Consider the following 17163-nt stretch of genomic DNA (forward strand, 5'->3'; position numbering starts at 1 on the left):
ACGGCCACTTCCGGGCGGTTCGGTTTAACCGGTACGTACCGATGTGGAGGTCACCCGGGCCGCGCCGGTGGGCGAATCATCCGCTATGGACTAGACCAATCTGGCAGGGCGGGCACCACCCACCGGTCCGGGGGTCGCTAGTCTCGTGTCCGGGTCCGGAAACTGTGGGCCCAGACATCGAAGAGACGGAGAGATCGTGGCGTCCATCGAGGCAGTAACGGCGCGGGAGATCCTTGACTCCCGGGGCAACCCGACAGTCGAGGTCGAGGTCCTGCTCGACGACGGGACCCTCACTCGCGCTGGTGTCCCCAGCGGTGCCTCCACCGGCAGGTTCGAGGCGGTCGAGCTGCGTGACGGCGGCGACCGGTACGGCGGCAAGGGCGTGACCAAGGCCGTCACCGCCGTCAACGACGAGATCGCCGACGAGCTGCTCGGCCACACCCCCGACGAGCAGCGCATCATCGACCGCGCGCTCATCGACCTGGACGGCACCCCGGACAAGTCCCGGATCGGCGCCAACGCCATCCTGGGCACCTCCCTGGCCGTGGCCAAGGCCGCCGCCGAGGAGGCGGGTCTGCCGCTGTTCCGCTACATCGGCGGTCCCAACGCGCACGTCCTGCCCGTCCCGATGATGAACATCCTCAACGGTGGCGCGCACGCCGACAGCAACGTCGACATCCAGGAGTTCATGGTCGCGCCCATCGGCGCCCCGACCTTCTCCGAGGCCGTGCGCTGGGGCACCGAGGTCTACCACTCCCTGAAGTCGGTCCTGAAGTCGCACGGCCTGGGCACCGGCGTCGGCGACGAGGGCGGCTTCGCCCCGAACCTGGAGAGCAACCGTGCCGCGCTGGACCTGATCGTCGAGGCGATCGAGAAGGCCGGGTACAAGGTCGGCACCGACATCGCGCTGGCCCTGGACGTGGCTGCCAGCGAGCTGTTCTCCGACGGCGTGTACACCTTCGAGGGCAAGTCCCGCACCGCCGAGGAGATGGCCACCTACTACGGGGAGCTCGTCGACGCCTACCCGCTGGTCTCCATCGAGGACCCCCTCGACGAGGAGGACTGGGACGGCTGGAAGAAGCTCACCGAGCAGCTCGGCGCCAAGGTCCAGCTGGTCGGCGACGACCTGTTCGTCACCAACCCGGAGCGGCTCCAGCGCGGCATCCTCGCCGACACCGCCAACTCGCTCCTGGTGAAGGTCAACCAGATCGGTACCCTCACCGAGACGCTGGACGCGGTCTCCCTCGCCCAGCGCAGCGGTTACACGGCGATGATCAGCCACCGGTCCGGCGAGACCGAGGACACCACCATCGCCGACATCGCGGTGGCCACCAACGCCGGGCAGATCAAGACCGGTGCCCCGGCGCGCAGCGAGCGGGTCGCCAAGTACAACCAGTTGCTGCGTATCGAGGAGGAACTGGACGACGCCGCCGTCTACGCGGGCGTGTCGGCCTTCCCGAGGTTCGCCAAGCGCGGCTAGTCTGCCCCAGTGTCCCGCGAAACCAAGCAGCAGCCCACAAAGGCCAAGAAGGCGACCAAAGCCGACAGGCCTGCGAAGGCCGCTGCCCGCAAGGGCGCCAAGCGCGCGGGTGACGCGGGCACGAAGGACGCGGGCGTGGGCCGCACCCCCAGGGTGCGGCCCATGCTCACCAGCCGCGCGGCCATCCTCGCGCTGGTCGTGTGCGTGATCGCCCTGAGCCTGGCCTATCCGCTGCGCGAGTACGTCATGCAGCAGTCGGAGATCGCGCAGCTCAAGGAGGAGCGCGCCCGCATGGAGGAGAACGTCGCCCACCTCCAGGAGCGCGAGGAGGCCCTGGGCGACGAGGGCTACGTGGAGCGCGAGGCCCGCGCCCGGCTCCACTACCAGTACCCCGAAGAGACCGCCTACATCGTCATCAGGCCCGGTTCCGAGGCCGAGGCCGAGGCGGGCCCGGCCGAGCCCACCGAACCGTGGTTCACCGAGCTGTGGCGCTCGGTGGAGGAGGCCGACAGCCCGGACCCGGACGCCGGTCTCTAGGTCCGACGGACCCGGCCCGGGCGGGTACGGCGGCAACTATGCTGGGCTGGTCATGACTTCCGCAGATCAGCCCGTTCCGGGGCACACCGACGGCGGTCCCGCGTCCGAACGGGACCTCGCCGCCATCGAACTCCAGTTGGGCCGCCAGCCGCGCGGGGTCCGTGCCGTAGCGCACCGGTGCCCGTGCGGCCTCCCCGACGTGGTGAAGACCGCTCCCCGCCTGGAAGACGGCACCCCCTTCCCGACGTTGTACTACCTGACATGCCCACGTGCCGCCTCGGCGATCGGCCGCCTCGAGAACGAGGGCCGTATGCGTCGGATGCAGGAGCGCCTGGGCGAGGAGCCCGAGCTCCAGGAGGCCTACACCCGGGCCCACGAGTCCTACCTGGAGGAGCGCGCCGAGCAGGCGCGCGCCGACGGGATGGAGCCGTTGCCCGAGGGGATGCAGAGCACCGGGGGCATGCCGAGCAGGGTCAAGTGCCTGCACGCGCTGGTCGGCCACGAGCTGGCGGCGCCGGGCACCAACCCGTTCGGGGCGGAGGCCCTGGCCGAACTTCCGGACTGGTGGGCCAAGGGCCCGTGCGTGTGCGTGGACGAGAACGCCCCTGAGGGCGCTGAAGGGACGGACGCTTCATGAGCGGTGTCGCGGCGATCGACTGCGGAACCAACTCGATCAGGCTGCTGATCGCCGACGTGGTCTTCCTGGGCGACGACGAGGTCCAGGTGGTCGACGTCGACCGTCGGATGGAGATCGTGCGCCTGGGCCAGGGGGTCGACGAGACCGGGGCGTTCGCGCCCGAGGCCCTGGAGCGGACCTTCGAGGCGCTGCGCGGCTACGCGGAGACCATCGAGGCGCACGGGATCGAGCTGGGCCCGGACGCGGTGCGCATGGTCGCCACCAGCGCGACCAGGGACGCCAGCAACCGCCAGGAGTTCGTGGACGGTGTCCGCGAGATCCTGGGCGTGGAGCCCGAGGTGGTGACCGGTCTGGACGAGGCCGAGCTGTCCTTCGTGGGCGCCACGGCCGAGCTGGAGGCGCAGGCCGCCGAGGGCGAGGCCGACGCGGACTTCACGCCGCCGTTCCTGGTGGTCGACATCGGCGGGGGCTCCACGGAGTTCGTGCTGGGCGGTCTGGACGACGACGAGGACCTCGTACGCGCGGCCCTGTCGGTGGACGTCGGCTGCGTGCGCATGACCGAGCGCCACCTGCGCGACGACCCGCCCACCAGGGAGCAGATCGAGGCGGCCACGGCCGACATCGACGCCGCCCTGGATGAGGTGGAGAAGGTCGTCCCGCTGCGGGAGGCCGGTTCGGTGGTGTGTGTGGCCGGGACCGCGACCACGGTCGCCGGGATCGCGATGGACCTGCCCGAGTACGACTCGGAGCTGATCCACCACTCGCGGGTCTCGGCCGAGGACCTGGAGCGGATCACGGGTGAGCTGTTGGTCTCGCGGCACGCGGAGCGTGCGGAGATCGGCGTGATGCACCCGGGCCGCGTGGACGTGATCGCGGCGGGCGCGCTGGTGCTGTCCCGTGTGCTGGCGCGGACCGGAGCGGACCACTTCACCACGAGTGAGCACGACATCCTCGACGGTGTCGCGTGGAGTCTCATCGTCCCTGAGTAAGAACCAGGGCAAACTAGTACTGAATAGGACATAACCTCCTCGAAAGGGACCTTCGGGTGATCCGGAGGGGCCTTTCGAGGGGGGTCCAGCAGGGCCCTCGGGTGAGACGCGTCACCCGGAAGACCCTTGTGAATGCATTCACAACCCATCTGACCTGCACAAACGTCCTCGCCTCGCACGTGGGGATGGTGGGAAGGTGGGTGGATGTGAACCTTCTCTGCGGGGAGGGGCTTGTGAAAGAATGCACAAGCAACCTTCCAGAGAGTCGGGAGCAAGAACCACGGCTCCACGGAACCCGGTGCGGGGAACCGGGAACGTGACAGCCTTCGCGGCCCTTGAGGCAAGGGCGCCAAAGATTAACCGTTAGGGCGGAAATGCGATGACCGAGAGCAGGAACTACCGGCTGGTGCACGGTGGCGGGGACGAGGCGGAGATCCCGCACATCCTCATCGTCGGCGGCGGTTACCTCGGGATGTACACCGCGAGGCGACTGGAGAAGAAGCTCGGATCCGGTGAGGCCCGCATCACCGTCATCGACCCGAACTCCTACATGACCTACCAGCCCTTCCTGCCCGAGACGGCCGCGGGCAACATCTCGCCGCGCAACGTCGTGGTCCCGCTGCGGAAGGTCTTCGACCGGGTCCGCGTGCTGGGCGGCCGCGTCGTGCGCATCGACCACGCCGACAACACGGTCCGCTACGAGCCCAACGTCGGTCAGCCCGAGACGCTCCACTACGACTACCTCGTGATGGCGGCCGGAGCGGTCTCGCGCACCCTGCCCATCCCCGGCCTGGCCGAGTGGGGCATCGGGATCAAGACCGTCGAAGAGGCGGCCTACCTGCGCAACCACGTGCTCAACCAGCTCACCATCGCCGACTCCACCGATGACGAGGCCGTGCGCGCCAAGGCGCTCAACTTCGTGTTCGTCGGCGGCGGGTTCGCCGGGGCCGAGGCCATCGCCGAGCTGGAGGACATGGTCCGCGACGCGATCCGCATCCACCCGTCGATCGACCATTCCGAGGTGAACTTCTACCTCATCGAGGCCGCGGACAAGATCCTGCCCGAGGTCGGCCCGGAGGTCGGCGGCAAGGCGCTCAACCAGCTCCGCCGCCGTGGCATCGACGTCCGCCTCAAGACCTTCCTCGAGTCCGCCGTGGACCAGCGCATCAAGCTCAGCGACGGTGCCGAGTTCGACGCGGGCACCCTGGTGTGGACCGCGGGCGTCAAGCCCAGCCCGGTCGTCTCCGCCAGTGACCTGCCGCTGGGCCCCAAGGGTCACGTCGACACCAGCGAGTACCTCACCGTCAACGGCACGGACAACGTCTTCGCCGGTGGCGACAACGCCCAGGTCCCCGACGGCAACGGCGGCTACTACCCGCCCAACGCCCAGAACGCGGTCCGCCAGGCGCCGGTGCTCGCCGACAACGTCATCGCGACCCTGCGCAACGGCAAGCTCAAGGCCTACCAGCACAAGAACCTCGGTGCGGTCGCCGGGCTCGGCCTGCACAAGGGCGCGGCCCAGCTGTTCGGCAAGATCAAGCTCAACGGCCGCCTGGCCTGGTACGCGCACCGCTCGTACCACCTGCTCGCCGTGCCGACCTTCAACCGCAAGCTGCGGGTCCTCTCGGACTGGACGCTCGCCTTCTTCCTGCGCCGCGACTTCGCCGCGCTTCCGGAGATGTCCGAGCCGCGCCAGGCCTTCGAGGAGGCCAGCCAGCCGCAGGTCGAGGACGGCCGCCTGCGCCGCGTGAGCTGATCCCGCGCGACGCCTTCGGCGCGAACACGAACGAAACGACCGGCCTTCTCGCGAAGCCGGTCGTTTCGTGTCCCCATCCGGCCAAGCTGAACCAAAGTGGGCAATCGGCCCGGCCGGTATGATGGGCCACGCCCTCGTAGCCCAATGGAAGAGGCAGGCCCCCTAAAAGGGTCACAAGTGTCGGTTCGAGTCCGACCGGGGGTACTTTGTTTGCTTTGGGCCTCCGCTTCGCTTTGGCCCGGGTTCGGCGCCTTTGCAGAGGAACCTTCGGTGTCTGCGGTGTGATGGCTCGTTCCTCGCGATCCCACCTCCACCACCTCCAGAACCCTCTCCGGCGGCCTCACCTTCTTTGGGCCTCCGCTTCGCTTCGGCCCGTGTTCGGCGCCTTTGCAGAGGAACCTTCGGTGTCTGCGGTGTGATGGCTCGTTCCTCGCAATCCCACCTCCACCACCTCCAGAACCCTCTCCGGCGCCGAACCAAGCACCCCCCTTGCGGCTGGGGCGTACAGGCTGGACTCACGCCTGTGGCTGAGGTGTCCGGTCCGGTGGCTGAGGTCCCGATTCGCTCCACCCGCGGCTCAGGTGCCTGGTCCGCATTCCCCCATGGTTGAGGTGAGCGGTCGGGACTCCGCCATTGGTTGAGGGGGTGGGCTTGGGCGCTCGTGTGAGTATCAGCCCTGTTCCATGAGCAGTTGGAGCTGGGCGAACAGGCGCTCTCCCGGGTCGGAGAGGTCGATTCCGCTCACCGAGGCCGCACGGCGCACGCGGTAGCGGAGCGTGTTGGGGTGGATGTGCAGCCGCTCGGCGGCCGCCCGCGCATCACCGAAGGCCTCCAGGTAGGCCAGCAGGGAGTGCACGAGGTCGGCGCCGCCCGCCTTGTCGTACTCGATCAGTCGGCTCACCCGGGGGTCGCGCAGCGACGGGTCGGCGCGCAGGTGCGCCAGGGTCTCGCTGATCAGTACCCGGGAGCGCACGTCGGAGATGGTGGCCACCTCCCAGTCGGTGCCGCCGTCCAGGTCGCGGCCCATCGCGTCCAGCACCCGGTCGGCCTCGGCGCGGGACTCGGGGACGTCGCGCAGCCGCTCCACCAGTGAACCCACGGCCGCCTGCACGCGCAGACCCAGCGCCGCCCGCGCGGCCGCCACGGTCTTTCGGGTCAGGGCCAGCACCGACTGCTCCACCCCGCGCCAGCCGTCGCCGCCCGGGGCACGGGCCAGGTCCGGCAACAGCACGTACACGCGGCCGTCGAGCTCGGTCACCAGGGAACTGCGGCGGTAGGCGGCCGTGTGCACGGACACCAGATCGATGAGCTGGCGGCGCCGCAGCTCCCGCACGGGCCGGTCCGGGCGCTCACCGTCCGCCCCCTCGGGTTCGGCCTCTCCCGAGGCGGGATGACTGAGCGAGAAGGCCGCCACCAGAGCTGCCCTCTCGGTGTGCACCTCGACGGTGTCCGCGAGGGCGCTGGCGTCGATCCGCCCCTCCAACAGGCTGGACAGCAGGTCCTCGCGCAGCCGCAGACCGGCGCTGGTCTGGGTGCGCTGCCGGATCATCTGGAGCGCGGTCGTGCGGGCGGCCCCGAGCAGCGCCTCCTCGGCGTGCTGGGACAGCGGCTGGGAACCCTCCTGCACCCAGATGGCGCCCAGGGGCTGGCGCCCGGCGTGGATGCCCACCGCAAGGCGGCGGCGGATGCCGAGCTCGGGGTGCTCCTCGACCCGGACCACCTCCTCACCCGCGCGCAGCTTCGTGAACACGCCCCACTCCCGCAGCAGCGCCAGGTAGGACTCCGGCCCCTGGCGGCCGAGCACGGACAGGCGGCGCAGCTCGTCCACCTCCGCTCCGCTGGAGTAGGCCAGCACACGGCTGGCGGAGTCCTCGATGCTCACCAGCCCGCCGGTGAGCTGGGCGATGGTCTGCGCCATGGAGAACAGGTCCCCGGTGGCCTCACCCAGGTCCTCCGAGGTGTTCAGCCGGGCGTCGTCCACGATGCTCTGGCAAACCGACTGGAGCTGGTCCCAGCGCACCTCGGGCCGGACCGCGAGGAGCGCCACGCCGCTCTCCTGCGCCTCGGCGCGCAGCGTCCTCAGCTCGTCGGCGCCGGAGCGGGAACGGCCCCGGGGGTCGCCGGAGGGCGGGATGGTCTCCTCGGCGGGGGCGTACCCTCCGGCCTTGACCGCGACCGCCGTGGCGCCCTGCGCCGCCAGGGCCCGGACCAGACGGCGGGCGGCCCCGCCGCGCACGCCGATCAGTAGGACCAGGTCCCCTTCGCGGGCCTCCACGCGGTCCTCGGGGTCGATGATCACGACGTTGTCCACCTGGACATCCAGCCCGTCCGGTGCGGCGGCGACGTCCAGGATCGGGTCGCCGAGGGCCAGGAGAAGCCTGCGCAGGGGCAGGCCCGACCCCTCTTCACTCTGTGGTACTGAATGACCAGGCATGACGTGGTTCCTCACCGGTCGGGTCCGGTGACCGACACTACTGGAGGGGCGGGGGAGTGGCGTCGGCTCCTGTGAGGTCACAAGTGCCTGGGTTTGTCCTGGTGAACAAATAAGGCTGGCAAAGAGTGGCCCGTCCCACAAGGTCCGCGCGGGGTGGTTCTGGGACTGTTGAATCAGTCAACCCTGCTCATACAGGGACATTCTTTCCAGGGAGGTGCCCATGGACGCAGTGACCAACGTCCCGCAGCCGGTGAACGAGCCCGTTCTCACCTACGCGCCCGGGAGCGCCGAGCGTGCCGAGCTCGTTGCCAAGCTCGAGGAGCTCGGTCGCGAGAGCATCGACCTGCCGATGCGCATCAACGGCGAGAGCCGCATGGGTGGCGGCGACCCGATCGACGCCGTCCAGCCGCACAACCACGCGTCCGTCCTGGGCACCATGCGCAACGCCACCCACCAGGACGCCCGCGACGCCATCGCCGCCGCGAAGGCCGCCGCTCCCGCCTGGCGCGCCATGTCCTTCGACGACCGCGCCGCGATCATCCTCCGCGCCGCCGAGCTGCTCGCCGGCCCCTGGCGCGCCACGATCAACGCCGCCACCATGCTCGGCCAGTCGAAGACCGTCCAGCAGGCGGAGATCGACGCGGCCTGTGAGCTCATCGACTTCTGGCGCTTCAACGTCTCCTACGCCCGCCAGCTCATGGAGCAGCAGCCCCTGAGCGTGCGCGGCGTGTGGAACCGCATGGAGCAGCGTCCGCTGGAGGGGTTCGTCTACGCGATCACCCCCTTCAACTTCACCGCCATCGCGGGCAACCTGCCCACCGCCCCCGCCCTCATGGGCAACGTGGTCGTGTGGAAGCCGTCCCCGACCCAGCAGTTCGCCGCCGAGCTCACCATGCGCCTCCTGGAGGAGGCCGGCATGCCCCCCGGCGTCATCAACATGGTCACCGGTGACGGCCTGGCCGTCTCGGACATCGCGCTCAACGACCCCGAGCTGGCCGGTGTGCACTTCACCGGTTCCACCAAGACCTTCCAGCACCTGTGGAAGAGCGTCGGCGAGAACATCTCCAACTACCGCTCCTACCCGCGCATCGTGGGCGAGACCGGTGGCAAGGACTTCATCGTCGCCCACCCCTCCGCCGACCCGGAGATCCTGCGCACCGCCATCATGCGCGGCGCCTTCGAGTACCAGGGCCAGAAGTGCTCCGCCGCTTCCCGCGCCTTCGTCGCCCGCTCCGTGTGGGAGAGGATGCGCGACGACCTGGTCGCCGAGACCGAGGCCCTCACCATGGGCGACGTCACCGACCTGTCGAACTTCGTCGGCGCCGTCATCGACCGTCGCTCCTTCGACAAGCTGGCCAAGGTCCTGGAGGACGCCAAGTCCGACCCGACCCTGGAGATCATCGCGGGCGGCACCGCCGACGACTCGGTGGGCTACTTCGTGCGCCCCACGATCATCGAGGGCACCGACCCCACCAACGACGTGTTCCGCACGGAGTACTTCGGCCCGGTGATCGCCGTCCACGTCTACGAGGACGACAGGTTCGAGGACGTCCTCAAGATCGTGGACGAGGGCTCCGCCTACGCGCTGACCGGCGCCATCCTGGCCAACGACCGCAGCGCGGTGGCCAAGGCGACCGAGGCCCTGCGCTTCGCGGCGGGCAACTTCTACATCAACGACCGCCCGACCGGCTCCATCGTCGGTCAGCAGCCCTTCGGCGGCGGTCGCGCCTCCGGCACCAACGACAAGGCCGGTTCCGCCCAGAACCTGTCCCGCTGGGCCAGCCCGCGCGCCATCAAGGAGACGTTCGTCGCGCCGACGGTCTCCTCCTACCCCCACCAGGGGTAGTCACCCGGCGGCGCGCCCACTCCCGTCCGAGTCGCGGCCGCCGCCACCCACGGGGCCCGCTCGTTTCCGAGCGGGCCCCGGCCCCCCGAGGAACCCATCGCGCGGACGGCACACCGCCCGCGCGCAACGCCCGCGCCAGCCCCATCGGCTCGCGCACGTCTCTTCGAGGTCACCATGCTTCGTAAGCCCCTGCTGCTCGCCGCCAGGTCCGCCACCTGCCGCAAGATCGTCGAGCGCACTCCCATGACCCGGGCCATGGTCACGCGCTTCGTCGCGGGCTCCACCCAGGAGGAGGCCCTTCCGGCCGTTCGCGAGCTGGCCAAGGACCGCTACATCACCCTGGACTTCCTCGGTGAGGACACCACGGACCTGTCCCAGGCCACCGCCACCGTGACCGCCTACCAGGACCTGCTCGGGGCCCTCGGCGAGGCCGGTCTTGGCGACCGCGCCGAGGTCTCGGTCAAGCTGTCGGCCGTCGGCCAGTTCCTGAACCAGGACGGCGAGAAGATCGCGCTGGAGAACGCGCGCCTGATCGCCGAGGCCGCCCAGGCGATCGGCACCACGGTGACCCTCGACATGGAGGACCACACCACCACCGACTCGACGCTGGGCATCCTGCGCGAGCTGCGCGAGGACTTCCCGTTCGTGGGCGCGGTGCTCCAGGCCTACCTGCACCGCACCGAGGCCGACTGCCGCGACCTCAGCGGCGCCGGTTCCCGCGTGCGCCTGTGCAAGGGCGCCTACGACGAGCCCGAGTCGGTGGCCTTCCGCGACAAGCACGAGGTCGACAGGGCCTACGTGCGGGCGCTGAAGGTCCTCATGGAGGGCGACGGCTACCCGATGGTCGCCTCGCACGACCCGCGCATGGTCGCCATCGCCGGTGAGCTGGCCGCCGCCAACGGCCGCGGCGCGGACGACTACGAGTACCAGATGCTCTACGGCATCCGGGACGGCGAGCAGGTCCGCCTGGCCGCCGAGGGCAAGCGCATGCGCGTCTACGTCCCCTACGGCGACGAGTGGTACGGCTACTACATGCGCCGCCTGGCCGAGCGTCCGGCCAACATGCTCTTCCTGGCGCGGTCCCTGGTGACCCGCAACTAGGAGAGCGGCGTCGCCACGGCGACGTCGAACGGGCCCGTGCCGGTGCGATCCGGCGCGGGCCCGTTTCGCAACGGTGACCTTGGCGCCGGAACCCCCGGGCCGGGCCGTACGTTACTTTGTGGGCAGCAATCCACGCGTGAAAGGCCATTACTAGACATGCGGATGCGGAGTTCCAACCCCGTCCTCAAGCGGGCGCTTCAGCAGCAGTCCGGACCCCAGCAGGGGTACGGGCAGCCCGGCTACGGTCAGCAGGGCTACGGGCAGCAGGGTTACGGACAGGCGTACCCGCAGCCCTACGGCCAGCAGGGATACCCCCAGCAGGGCTACCCGCAGCAGGGTTACCCCCAGCAGGCCCAGGCCGAGCAGCCGATGACCATCGACGACGTCGTCGTGCGCACCGGCATGACCCTGGGCGCCGTCGCGATCTTCGGCGTCATCAACTACTTCCTCTTCTTCTCGGGCAACCCGGGCCTGGCCATGGGCCTGATGTTCCTGGGCATGATCGGCGGGCTCATCCTGGGCCTGGTGATCGCGTTCAAGCAGATCACCAACCCGGTCGCGATCCTGTCGTACGCGGCCCTGGAGGGCCTGCTCGTCGGTGGTCTGTCCGCCGTGCTCGGCAACATGCTGTCGATGCAGATGGGCGACCCCTCGGCGGGCACCTCGCTGGTCTCCCAGGCCGTGATCGGTACCGTCGCGGTCTTCGGTGTGATGCTCGCGCTGTACAAGTTCCGCATCATCAAGGTGACCGACGGCTTCGTCAAGGCCGTCTCCTACGCCGTGCTCGGTGCGGCCGCGCTGATGCTGGTCAACTTCGTGCTCAGCTTCTTCATCGCCGGCGGCATGGGTCTGCGTGAGCCCACCTGGCTGGGCCTCGGCGTCGGCATCGTGTTCGTCGTCCTGGCCGCGCTCACCCTCGCCATCGAGTTCCGTGGCATCGAGGAGGGCGTCAACGCCGGCATCCCGAACAAGTTCGCCTGGCAGTTCGCCTTCGGCCTGACCGTCTCCGTGGTCTGGCTGTACATCGAGATCCTGCGTCTGCTCTGGCTGATCAAGACGATGTTCGCGGACTAGCGTCCCGCGTGACGAGGGGCCGTCGCCCGGGTTCTTCCCGGGGGCGGCCCCTCCGCCGTTTCGGTCAGGCGGAATTCGGGCGGGGCGACGGGATGGAGCGGTTCCGGCGGCGACGGTCGTACTCGGTGACGATCGCGTGCGCGTAACCATGGGTGAGGTCGTACTCGTCCGCGAGCCAGCGTGACCGGTCGGCGGGGCGCAGGAGGCCCGGTCCCTGGTCGAGCGAGTCGAACCACTCGTGGAGTCCTCGGCCGGTGACGACCGGGATGCGTTCGATGAGCTTGGCGTGGATCTCCGGCGAGTGGGTCACCGTCATAGGCACCTCCGCAGTGCGTTGAACGTGTGGCACTTACCTGCGACCCTGCATCAGGATCGCGGCGGGGACAAGACCCGGGCACCAGCTTTTACCTTGGCGAAGTGGGAACGTTTGCCTGCGGGACGCCCGTAGCCGAACCCGGGGCGCCAAGGGCTCCGGAGACACAGAAAGGGGCCCCGAACCGCTGTCCGGGGCCCCTTCCGAGTGCTAGCTGAGACGCTCGAAGACGGCGGCCATGCCCTGGCCGCCACCCACGCACATGGTCTCCAGGCCGAAGGTCCTGTCGTGGAACTGGAGGCCGTTGATCAGTGTGCCGGTGATGCGGGCGCCGGTGCTGCCGAACGGGTGGCCCACGGCGATGCCGCCGCCGTTGACGTTCAGCTGGGAGTCGATGTCGATGCCCAGCTGGTCGGCGGAGGGCAGCACCTGGGCGGCGAAGGCCTCGTTGATCTCGGCGAGGTCGATGTCGCCGATGGCCATGTTGGCGCGGGCCAGGGCCTGCCTGGAGGCCTCGACCGGGCCCAGGCCCATGATCTCGGGGCTGAGGCCGGTCACGCCGGTGGAGACGATGCGGGCCAGCGGGGTGATGCCCAGCTGCTTGGCCTTGGTGTCGCTCATGATGACCAGCGCGGAGGCGCCGTCGTTGAGCGGGCAGGCGTTGCCCGCGGTGACGGTGCCGTCGGGGCGGAAGACCGGCTTGAGCTGCGAGACCTTCTCGTAGGTGGTGCCGCGGCGGATGCCGTCGTCGGTGCTCACCACGGTGCCGTCCGGCAGCGTCACCGGGGTGATCTCCCGCTCCCAGAAGCCGTTGTCGAGCGACTTCTCGGCGAGGTTCTGCGACCGGACGGCGAACTCGTCCTGGCGCTGGCGGGAGACGCCGGTGATCTCGGCGACGTTCTCCGCGGTCTGGCCCATCTCGATGTAGGCGTCGGGCAGGACGCCGTCCTCGCGCGGGTCGGTCCAGGTGCCCTGGCCGCCCTCCTTGCGCCTCTCGGTGCGCGCCTTGGCGTCGGCGAAGACCGGGTTCTCGTTCTGCGGGTTGTCGCTGCTGCCGTTGACGAAGCGGCTCACGGTCTCCACGCCCGCCGAGACGAACACGTCGCCCTCGCCCGCCCTGATGGCGTGGTAGGCCATCCGGGTGGTCTGGAGGGAGGAGGAGCAGTAGCGGGTGACGGTGGTGCCCGGGACGGTGTCCAGGCCCAGCTGCACGGCGACGATACGGGCCAGGTTGAAGCCCTGGTCACCGCCGGGGAGGCCGCAGCCGAGCATGAGGTCGTCGATGCTCTTCGGGTCGAGCTCGGGGACCTTGGCCAGGGCGGCGCCGATGATCTGGGTGGTCAGGTCGTCCGGCCGCAGGTCCTTGAGGGACCCCTTGAAGGCTCGGCCGATCGGGGAGCGCGCGGTGGCGACGATGACTGCTTCGGGCATGTTCTCGTCCTTGTTCGGTGCACGGCGGGTCTTGTTACTCACCAGTTAACCCGTCCGGCGCTCCGCCGCGCCACCCGGGGTCGGCCTTGGCGCGTCCGCCTCGGCGGGCGGTTCGGGCGGTGTCGGGCGGGCCCCTCCCCGGAGTCTGAAGGGGCCCCGCACGAGGGCGCTCCAACGGCCCTGGGCGCCGCTCGGCTCCTGGTCGGCGGCGCGGGACACCTCCGTGCCGGGGGTCTGCGCGGCCACCACGGCGGCGCGGTCCAGGGGCAGTACGCCCTCGGTGCGCCCCGCCTCGTCGAGCTCGGGGAGCAGCCCCAGGGCCGCGCAGGCGGAGGGCAGGACGACGAACGCCGCCTCGGCGTACCCGCGCGCCGACGGATGGAACCGGTCCGGTCCGAACATGGACAGGGGATCCGAGCGGAAGTCGTCCGCGAGGACGTCGCTCAACGAGACCGTGCGTCCGCCCGCCTGCGTCACCGCGATGGTCTGGGCGGCCGCCAGCTGCCGTGAGGCGCGGCGGGCCACCGAGCGGAGCGGCCAGCCGATGGGGCGGACGGTGCCGAGGTCGGGGCAGGTGGCCACCACCACGGGGGTGCCCAGCCCGACCAGTTCGGCGGTGACCTCGCGCAGCGCGGCCACGGCGTCGTTGGGGCGGACCCGGCGGATGACGTCGTTGGCGCCCACGAAGACCACCGCGATGTCGTAGTGCTTCCCGGGGAGTCCCGCCTCGGCGCGCTCCACCTGGGAGACGAGGTCGGCCGAGGTGGCGCCGGGGCTGGCGGTGCAGCGCAGCCACACCGGGCGGTCGACGGCGGCGGAGATGCCCGCCGCGAGGTGGGCGCCCGGTGTCTGCCGGGACTCGGTCACCGCGAACCCGGCCGCCGTGGAGTCGCCGAGCATCAACAGGCGCAGTGCCGGGCCCTCGCCCTCGCCGTAGGTGCCGTTGGCCCTGGGCCGGTCCCAGTGGGTGTGGCCGATCGCGTTCTTGGCGAGCCGGGCCTGGAGGTAGAGCAGGGCGACGGTGCCGCCGCCCACCAGCGTGAGACCGCCCCCGCCGAACGCGGTGGCGGCGGCGATGCGTCGGGCTCGCGCGGCTCGCAGCATCGGTACCCCCCGAAGCGTCCGACCAGCAGGTTATCCAGTCCGACGTTACCGGCGGGCCCCCTCGGGGTCACGTACCCCGAGGGCACACAATCGGTGCCCGGCGGTCAGCGAAGTCGGTCGCTCCGGTACGGGGTACCGCCCCACTGGTCCGAACCGGTCCACACCGCTCCCGGGGGCCTTGATCCAGGTGAGCGGCGCGAGACCGGTGAAATCGGCTTAGAGTCTGGATGTGGGAGCCGGACCGGTCCCATCTGCCCCGGGCGTCACCGGGGAAACACACGGGCGGGCCGAAGACCCGGTCGCCACGATGCGAAGGAGCGAAGTTGCGGGTACACGACTCACTGATCGACCTGGTCGGAGACACCCCCCTGGTCCGTCTTCGGAAGGTCACCGAGGGGTTGGCCCCGACGATCCTGGCCAAGGTCGAGTACTTCAACCCGGGCGGGTCGGTCAAGGACCGCATCGCGCTGCGCATGGTCGAGGCCGCGGAGAAGAGCGGAGAGCTCAAACCGGGCGGCACGATCGTCGAGCCCACCTCCGGTAACACCGGAATCGGCCTGGCCCTCGTGGCGCAGGAGAAGGGCTACCGCTGCGTCTTCGTCTGCCCCGACAAGGTCGGCCCGGACAAGCTGTCGGTGCTGCGCGCCTACGGGGCCGAGGTCGTGGTGTGCCCGACCACGGTCGCGCCCGAGCACCCCGAGTCCTACTACTCGGTCTCCGACCGCCTCGCCGCCGAGATCCCCGGTGCCTGGAAGCCCAACCAGTACGAGAACGAGAACAACCCGGAGTCCCACTACCACTCCACGGGTCCGGAGATCTGGGACCAGACCGAGGGCCGGATCACGCACTTCGTGGCGGGTATCGGCACCGGCGGCACCATCAGCGGCACCGGGCGGTACCTCAAGGAGGCCTCCAAGGGCGCCGTCCAGGTCGTCGGCGCCGACCCCGAGGGTTCCGTGTACTCCGGCGGCAGCGGCCGTCCGTACCTGGTCGAGGGCGTGGGCGAGGACATCTGGCCGGGCACCTATGACACGGCGATCTGCGACGAGATCGTACCGATCAGCGACAAGGACTCCTTCCTCATGACCCGCCGCCTGGCCAAGGAGGAGGGCCTGCTGGTGGGCGGCTCCTGCGGTCTCGCGGTCGAGGCGGCCCTGCGCGTGGCCAAGGACGCCGGGCCGGACGACGTCATCGTGGTCCTGCTGCCCGACGGCGGTCGCGGCTACCTCGGCAAGATCTTCAACGACGAGTGGATGTCCGACTACGGCTTCCTGTCCGCCGAGACCGAGGAGGCCACCGCCGGCCAGGTGCTCGCGGACAAGGAGGGGGAGATGCCCGACTTCGTGCACAGCCACCCCGACGAGACGGTCGGCACCGCCGTGGCGATCATGCGCGAGTACGGCGTCTCCCAGGTGCCGGTGATGAAGGAGGAGCCCCCGGTCATGGCGGCCGAGGTGGTCGGCTCCATCGCCGAGCGCGACCTCCTGGACGCCCTGTTCGACGGCCGCGCCGAGCTGGACGACCTGGTCGAGACGCACATGGGCAAGCCGCTGTCCACGGTGGGCACGGGGACGCCGGTCAGCGACTGCGTCCGCCTGCTGCGCACCTCCGGCGCGCTGGTGGTGCTCCGTGACGGCAAGCCGGTGGGCATCCTCACCCGACAGGACCTGCTGGCCCACCTGTCCGGCTGATCCCCGCTCCCCGGGGACCGAACGACATTCGGGCCCCGGGGTTCACCTTCCGGGCACGGTGCCGCATACTCGGACACTGCTAATGTTCGCGTCAGTACGTACTGGCCGGTAATAAGTAGGTGCACCCGTGTCGCGGCTCCTCAACTGGATCATCCGCTCCGCCTGGTCGTACGCGCGGAGCCACGGAGAGATCCGAGCCGACTCCAGGGCGGCCCGCAGGTTCGCGCGCTTCGGCGTCGGTTCGGCGATCGCCTTCCCCACGGCCACGCTCTACGGAGAGCCGTGGATCGAGATCGGCGTGCACACCGTCCTGGGCGGGGACATGACCCTCGCGGCCGGGATGGGCCCCGACTACGACCTCGGTGAGGGCTCCGTCGTGCGCATCGGTTCCGGCTGTGCCATCGGGCGGGGGTCGCACATCGTCGCGCACCGCTCGGTGGACATCGGCGACCACGTGTACACCGGTCCCTACGTCTACATCACGGACCAGAACCACGCCTACGCCAACACCGACATCCCGGTGGGCCTCCAGTGGCCCGTGGACGACCCGGTGAGCATCGGGGACGGGAGCTGGCTGGGCGCCAACAGCGTGATCCTGCCCGGGGTGCACCTGGGGAGGAACTCCGTGGTGGCCGCGGGGACCGTCGTGCGGCCGGGCAGATACCCGGACCACGCGGTGATCGCGGGCGTCCCCGGCAAGGTCGTGCGCTCCTACGACGAGCAGCTCGGCTGGGACCCGCCCCTGCGCGAGACCGGGACCCTCACCCGGA

14 protein-coding genes and 1 tRNA gene are annotated in these 17163 nt (G+C 70.2%); 11 read left to right on the top strand and 4 right to left on the bottom strand.

The genetic code is table 11. The features are described from left to right. The first annotated feature begins 196 nt into the window (after window positions 1-196). From eno to ADX84_RS17385, 6 genes are all read left to right on the top strand, one after another. Entirely contained in the window at window positions 197-1480 is a 1284-nt protein-coding gene (gene eno / locus ADX84_RS17360; RefSeq protein ID WP_049575710.1) for a phosphopyruvate hydratase, read from the top strand. Between the two features lie 162 nt (window positions 1481-1642). Beyond that, window positions 1643-2017: a septum formation initiator family protein gene (locus ADX84_RS17365; protein WP_049575713.1), complete on the top strand. Its 375-nt coding sequence runs from the start codon at window positions 1643-1645 to the stop codon at window positions 2015-2017. A gap of 52 nt (window positions 2018-2069) precedes the next feature. After that, window positions 2070-2654 carry a DUF501 domain-containing protein gene (locus tag ADX84_RS17370; protein ID WP_049575716.1) on the top strand — a complete coding sequence of 195 codons (585 nt, stop codon included), beginning with the start codon at window positions 2070-2072 and terminating at the stop codon, window positions 2652-2654. Then, window positions 2651-3643, top strand: a complete 993-nt coding sequence (locus tag ADX84_RS17375) for a Ppx/GppA phosphatase family protein (protein ID WP_049575719.1) — start codon at window positions 2651-2653, stop codon at window positions 3641-3643. The genes ADX84_RS17370 and ADX84_RS17375 overlap by 4 nt, the downstream gene beginning before the upstream one ends. Window positions 3644-4022: 379 nt before the next feature. Next, window positions 4023-5399, top strand: coding sequence for an NAD(P)/FAD-dependent oxidoreductase (locus ADX84_RS17380; RefSeq protein ID WP_049575722.1), 1377 nt, complete (start codon window positions 4023-4025; stop codon window positions 5397-5399). A 130-nt stretch (window positions 5400-5529) separates the two neighbouring features. After that, window positions 5530-5603: transfer RNA gene (locus ADX84_RS17385), tRNA-Leu, on the top strand. 466 nt (window positions 5604-6069) lie between these two features. Here ADX84_RS17385 and ADX84_RS17390 read toward each other — a convergent pair. After that, entirely contained in the window at window positions 6070-7833 is a 1764-nt protein-coding gene (locus tag ADX84_RS17390; RefSeq protein WP_049575725.1) for a helix-turn-helix domain-containing protein, read from the bottom strand. A 220-nt stretch (window positions 7834-8053) separates the two neighbouring features. Here ADX84_RS17390 and pruA point away from each other — a divergent pair, with 220 nt between their 5' ends. The 3 genes from pruA to ADX84_RS17405 all read left to right on the top strand — a co-directional run bounded on the left by pruA (window position 8054) and on the right by ADX84_RS17405 (window position 11854). Continuing rightward, entirely contained in the window at window positions 8054-9679 is a 1626-nt protein-coding gene (pruA, locus tag ADX84_RS17395) for an L-glutamate gamma-semialdehyde dehydrogenase (RefSeq protein ID WP_049575727.1), read from the top strand. Between the two features lie 174 nt (window positions 9680-9853). Continuing rightward, complete coding sequence (locus ADX84_RS17400; RefSeq protein ID WP_017545875.1) at window positions 9854-10780, top strand: proline dehydrogenase family protein; 927 nt, start codon at window positions 9854-9856, stop codon at window positions 10778-10780. A 156-nt stretch (window positions 10781-10936) separates the two neighbouring features. Beyond that, a complete protein-coding gene (locus ADX84_RS17405) occupies window positions 10937-11854 on the top strand; it encodes a Bax inhibitor-1/YccA family protein (RefSeq protein WP_049575730.1) in 918 nt (305 codons plus the stop codon). A 64-nt stretch (window positions 11855-11918) separates the two neighbouring features. Here the strand turns inward: ADX84_RS17405 and ADX84_RS17410 are convergent, their stop codons facing one another. The 3 genes from ADX84_RS17410 to ADX84_RS17420 all read right to left on the bottom strand — a co-directional run bounded on the left by ADX84_RS17410 (window position 11919) and on the right by ADX84_RS17420 (window position 14702). Further along, window positions 11919-12170: a DUF4287 domain-containing protein gene (locus ADX84_RS17410; protein WP_049575733.1), complete on the bottom strand. Its 252-nt coding sequence runs from the start codon at window positions 12168-12170 to the stop codon at window positions 11919-11921. Between the two features lie 207 nt (window positions 12171-12377). Continuing rightward, a complete protein-coding gene (locus ADX84_RS17415) occupies window positions 12378-13598 on the bottom strand; it encodes an acetyl-CoA C-acetyltransferase (RefSeq protein WP_049575738.1) in 1221 nt (406 codons plus the stop codon). A gap of 45 nt (window positions 13599-13643) precedes the next feature. Next, window positions 13644-14702, bottom strand: coding sequence for an SGNH/GDSL hydrolase family protein (locus tag ADX84_RS17420; RefSeq protein ID WP_049575741.1), 1059 nt, complete (start codon window positions 14700-14702; stop codon window positions 13644-13646). 323 nt (window positions 14703-15025) lie between these two features. Here ADX84_RS17420 and ADX84_RS17425 point away from each other — a divergent pair, with 323 nt between their 5' ends. Together ADX84_RS17425 and ADX84_RS17430 are read left to right on the top strand one after the other, a co-directional pair. Continuing rightward, complete coding sequence (locus ADX84_RS17425) at window positions 15026-16393, top strand: cystathionine beta-synthase (protein WP_049575746.1); 1368 nt, start codon at window positions 15026-15028, stop codon at window positions 16391-16393. Between the two features lie 127 nt (window positions 16394-16520). After that, window positions 16521-17163: acyltransferase (locus ADX84_RS17430; RefSeq protein WP_049575749.1), on the top strand; the 643-nt coding region annotated here is incomplete at its 3' end.

The organism is Nocardiopsis sp. SBT366 (genome assembly GCF_001083815.1).
GTDB lineage: Bacteria > Actinomycetota > Actinomycetes > Streptosporangiales > Streptosporangiaceae > Nocardiopsis > Nocardiopsis prasina.

Coding starts and splice junctions, on each gene's coding strand:
- ADX84_RS17420 (WP_049575741.1), bottom strand. CDS start 14,702: ATGCTGCGAGCCGCGCGAGCCCGACGCATCGCCGCCGCCACCGCGTTC.
- ADX84_RS17415 (WP_049575738.1), bottom strand. CDS start 13,598: ATGCCCGAAGCAGTCATCGTCGCCACCGCGCGCTCCCCGATCGGCCGA.
- ADX84_RS17375 (WP_049575719.1), top strand. CDS start 2,651: ATGAGCGGTGTCGCGGCGATCGACTGCGGAACCAACTCGATCAGGCTG.
- ADX84_RS17390 (WP_049575725.1), bottom strand. CDS start 7,833: ATGCCTGGTCATTCAGTACCACAGAGTGAAGAGGGGTCGGGCCTGCCC.
- ADX84_RS17405 (WP_049575730.1), top strand. CDS start 10,937: ATGCGGATGCGGAGTTCCAACCCCGTCCTCAAGCGGGCGCTTCAGCAG.
- ADX84_RS17400 (WP_017545875.1), top strand. CDS start 9,854: ATGCTTCGTAAGCCCCTGCTGCTCGCCGCCAGGTCCGCCACCTGCCGC.
- ADX84_RS17410 (WP_049575733.1), bottom strand. CDS start 12,170: ATGACGGTGACCCACTCGCCGGAGATCCACGCCAAGCTCATCGAACGC.
- ADX84_RS17365 (WP_049575713.1), top strand. CDS start 1,643: ATGCTCACCAGCCGCGCGGCCATCCTCGCGCTGGTCGTGTGCGTGATC.
- ADX84_RS17370 (WP_049575716.1), top strand. CDS start 2,070: ATGACTTCCGCAGATCAGCCCGTTCCGGGGCACACCGACGGCGGTCCC.
- ADX84_RS17380 (WP_049575722.1), top strand. CDS start 4,023: ATGACCGAGAGCAGGAACTACCGGCTGGTGCACGGTGGCGGGGACGAG.
- pruA (WP_049575727.1), top strand. CDS start 8,054: ATGGACGCAGTGACCAACGTCCCGCAGCCGGTGAACGAGCCCGTTCTC.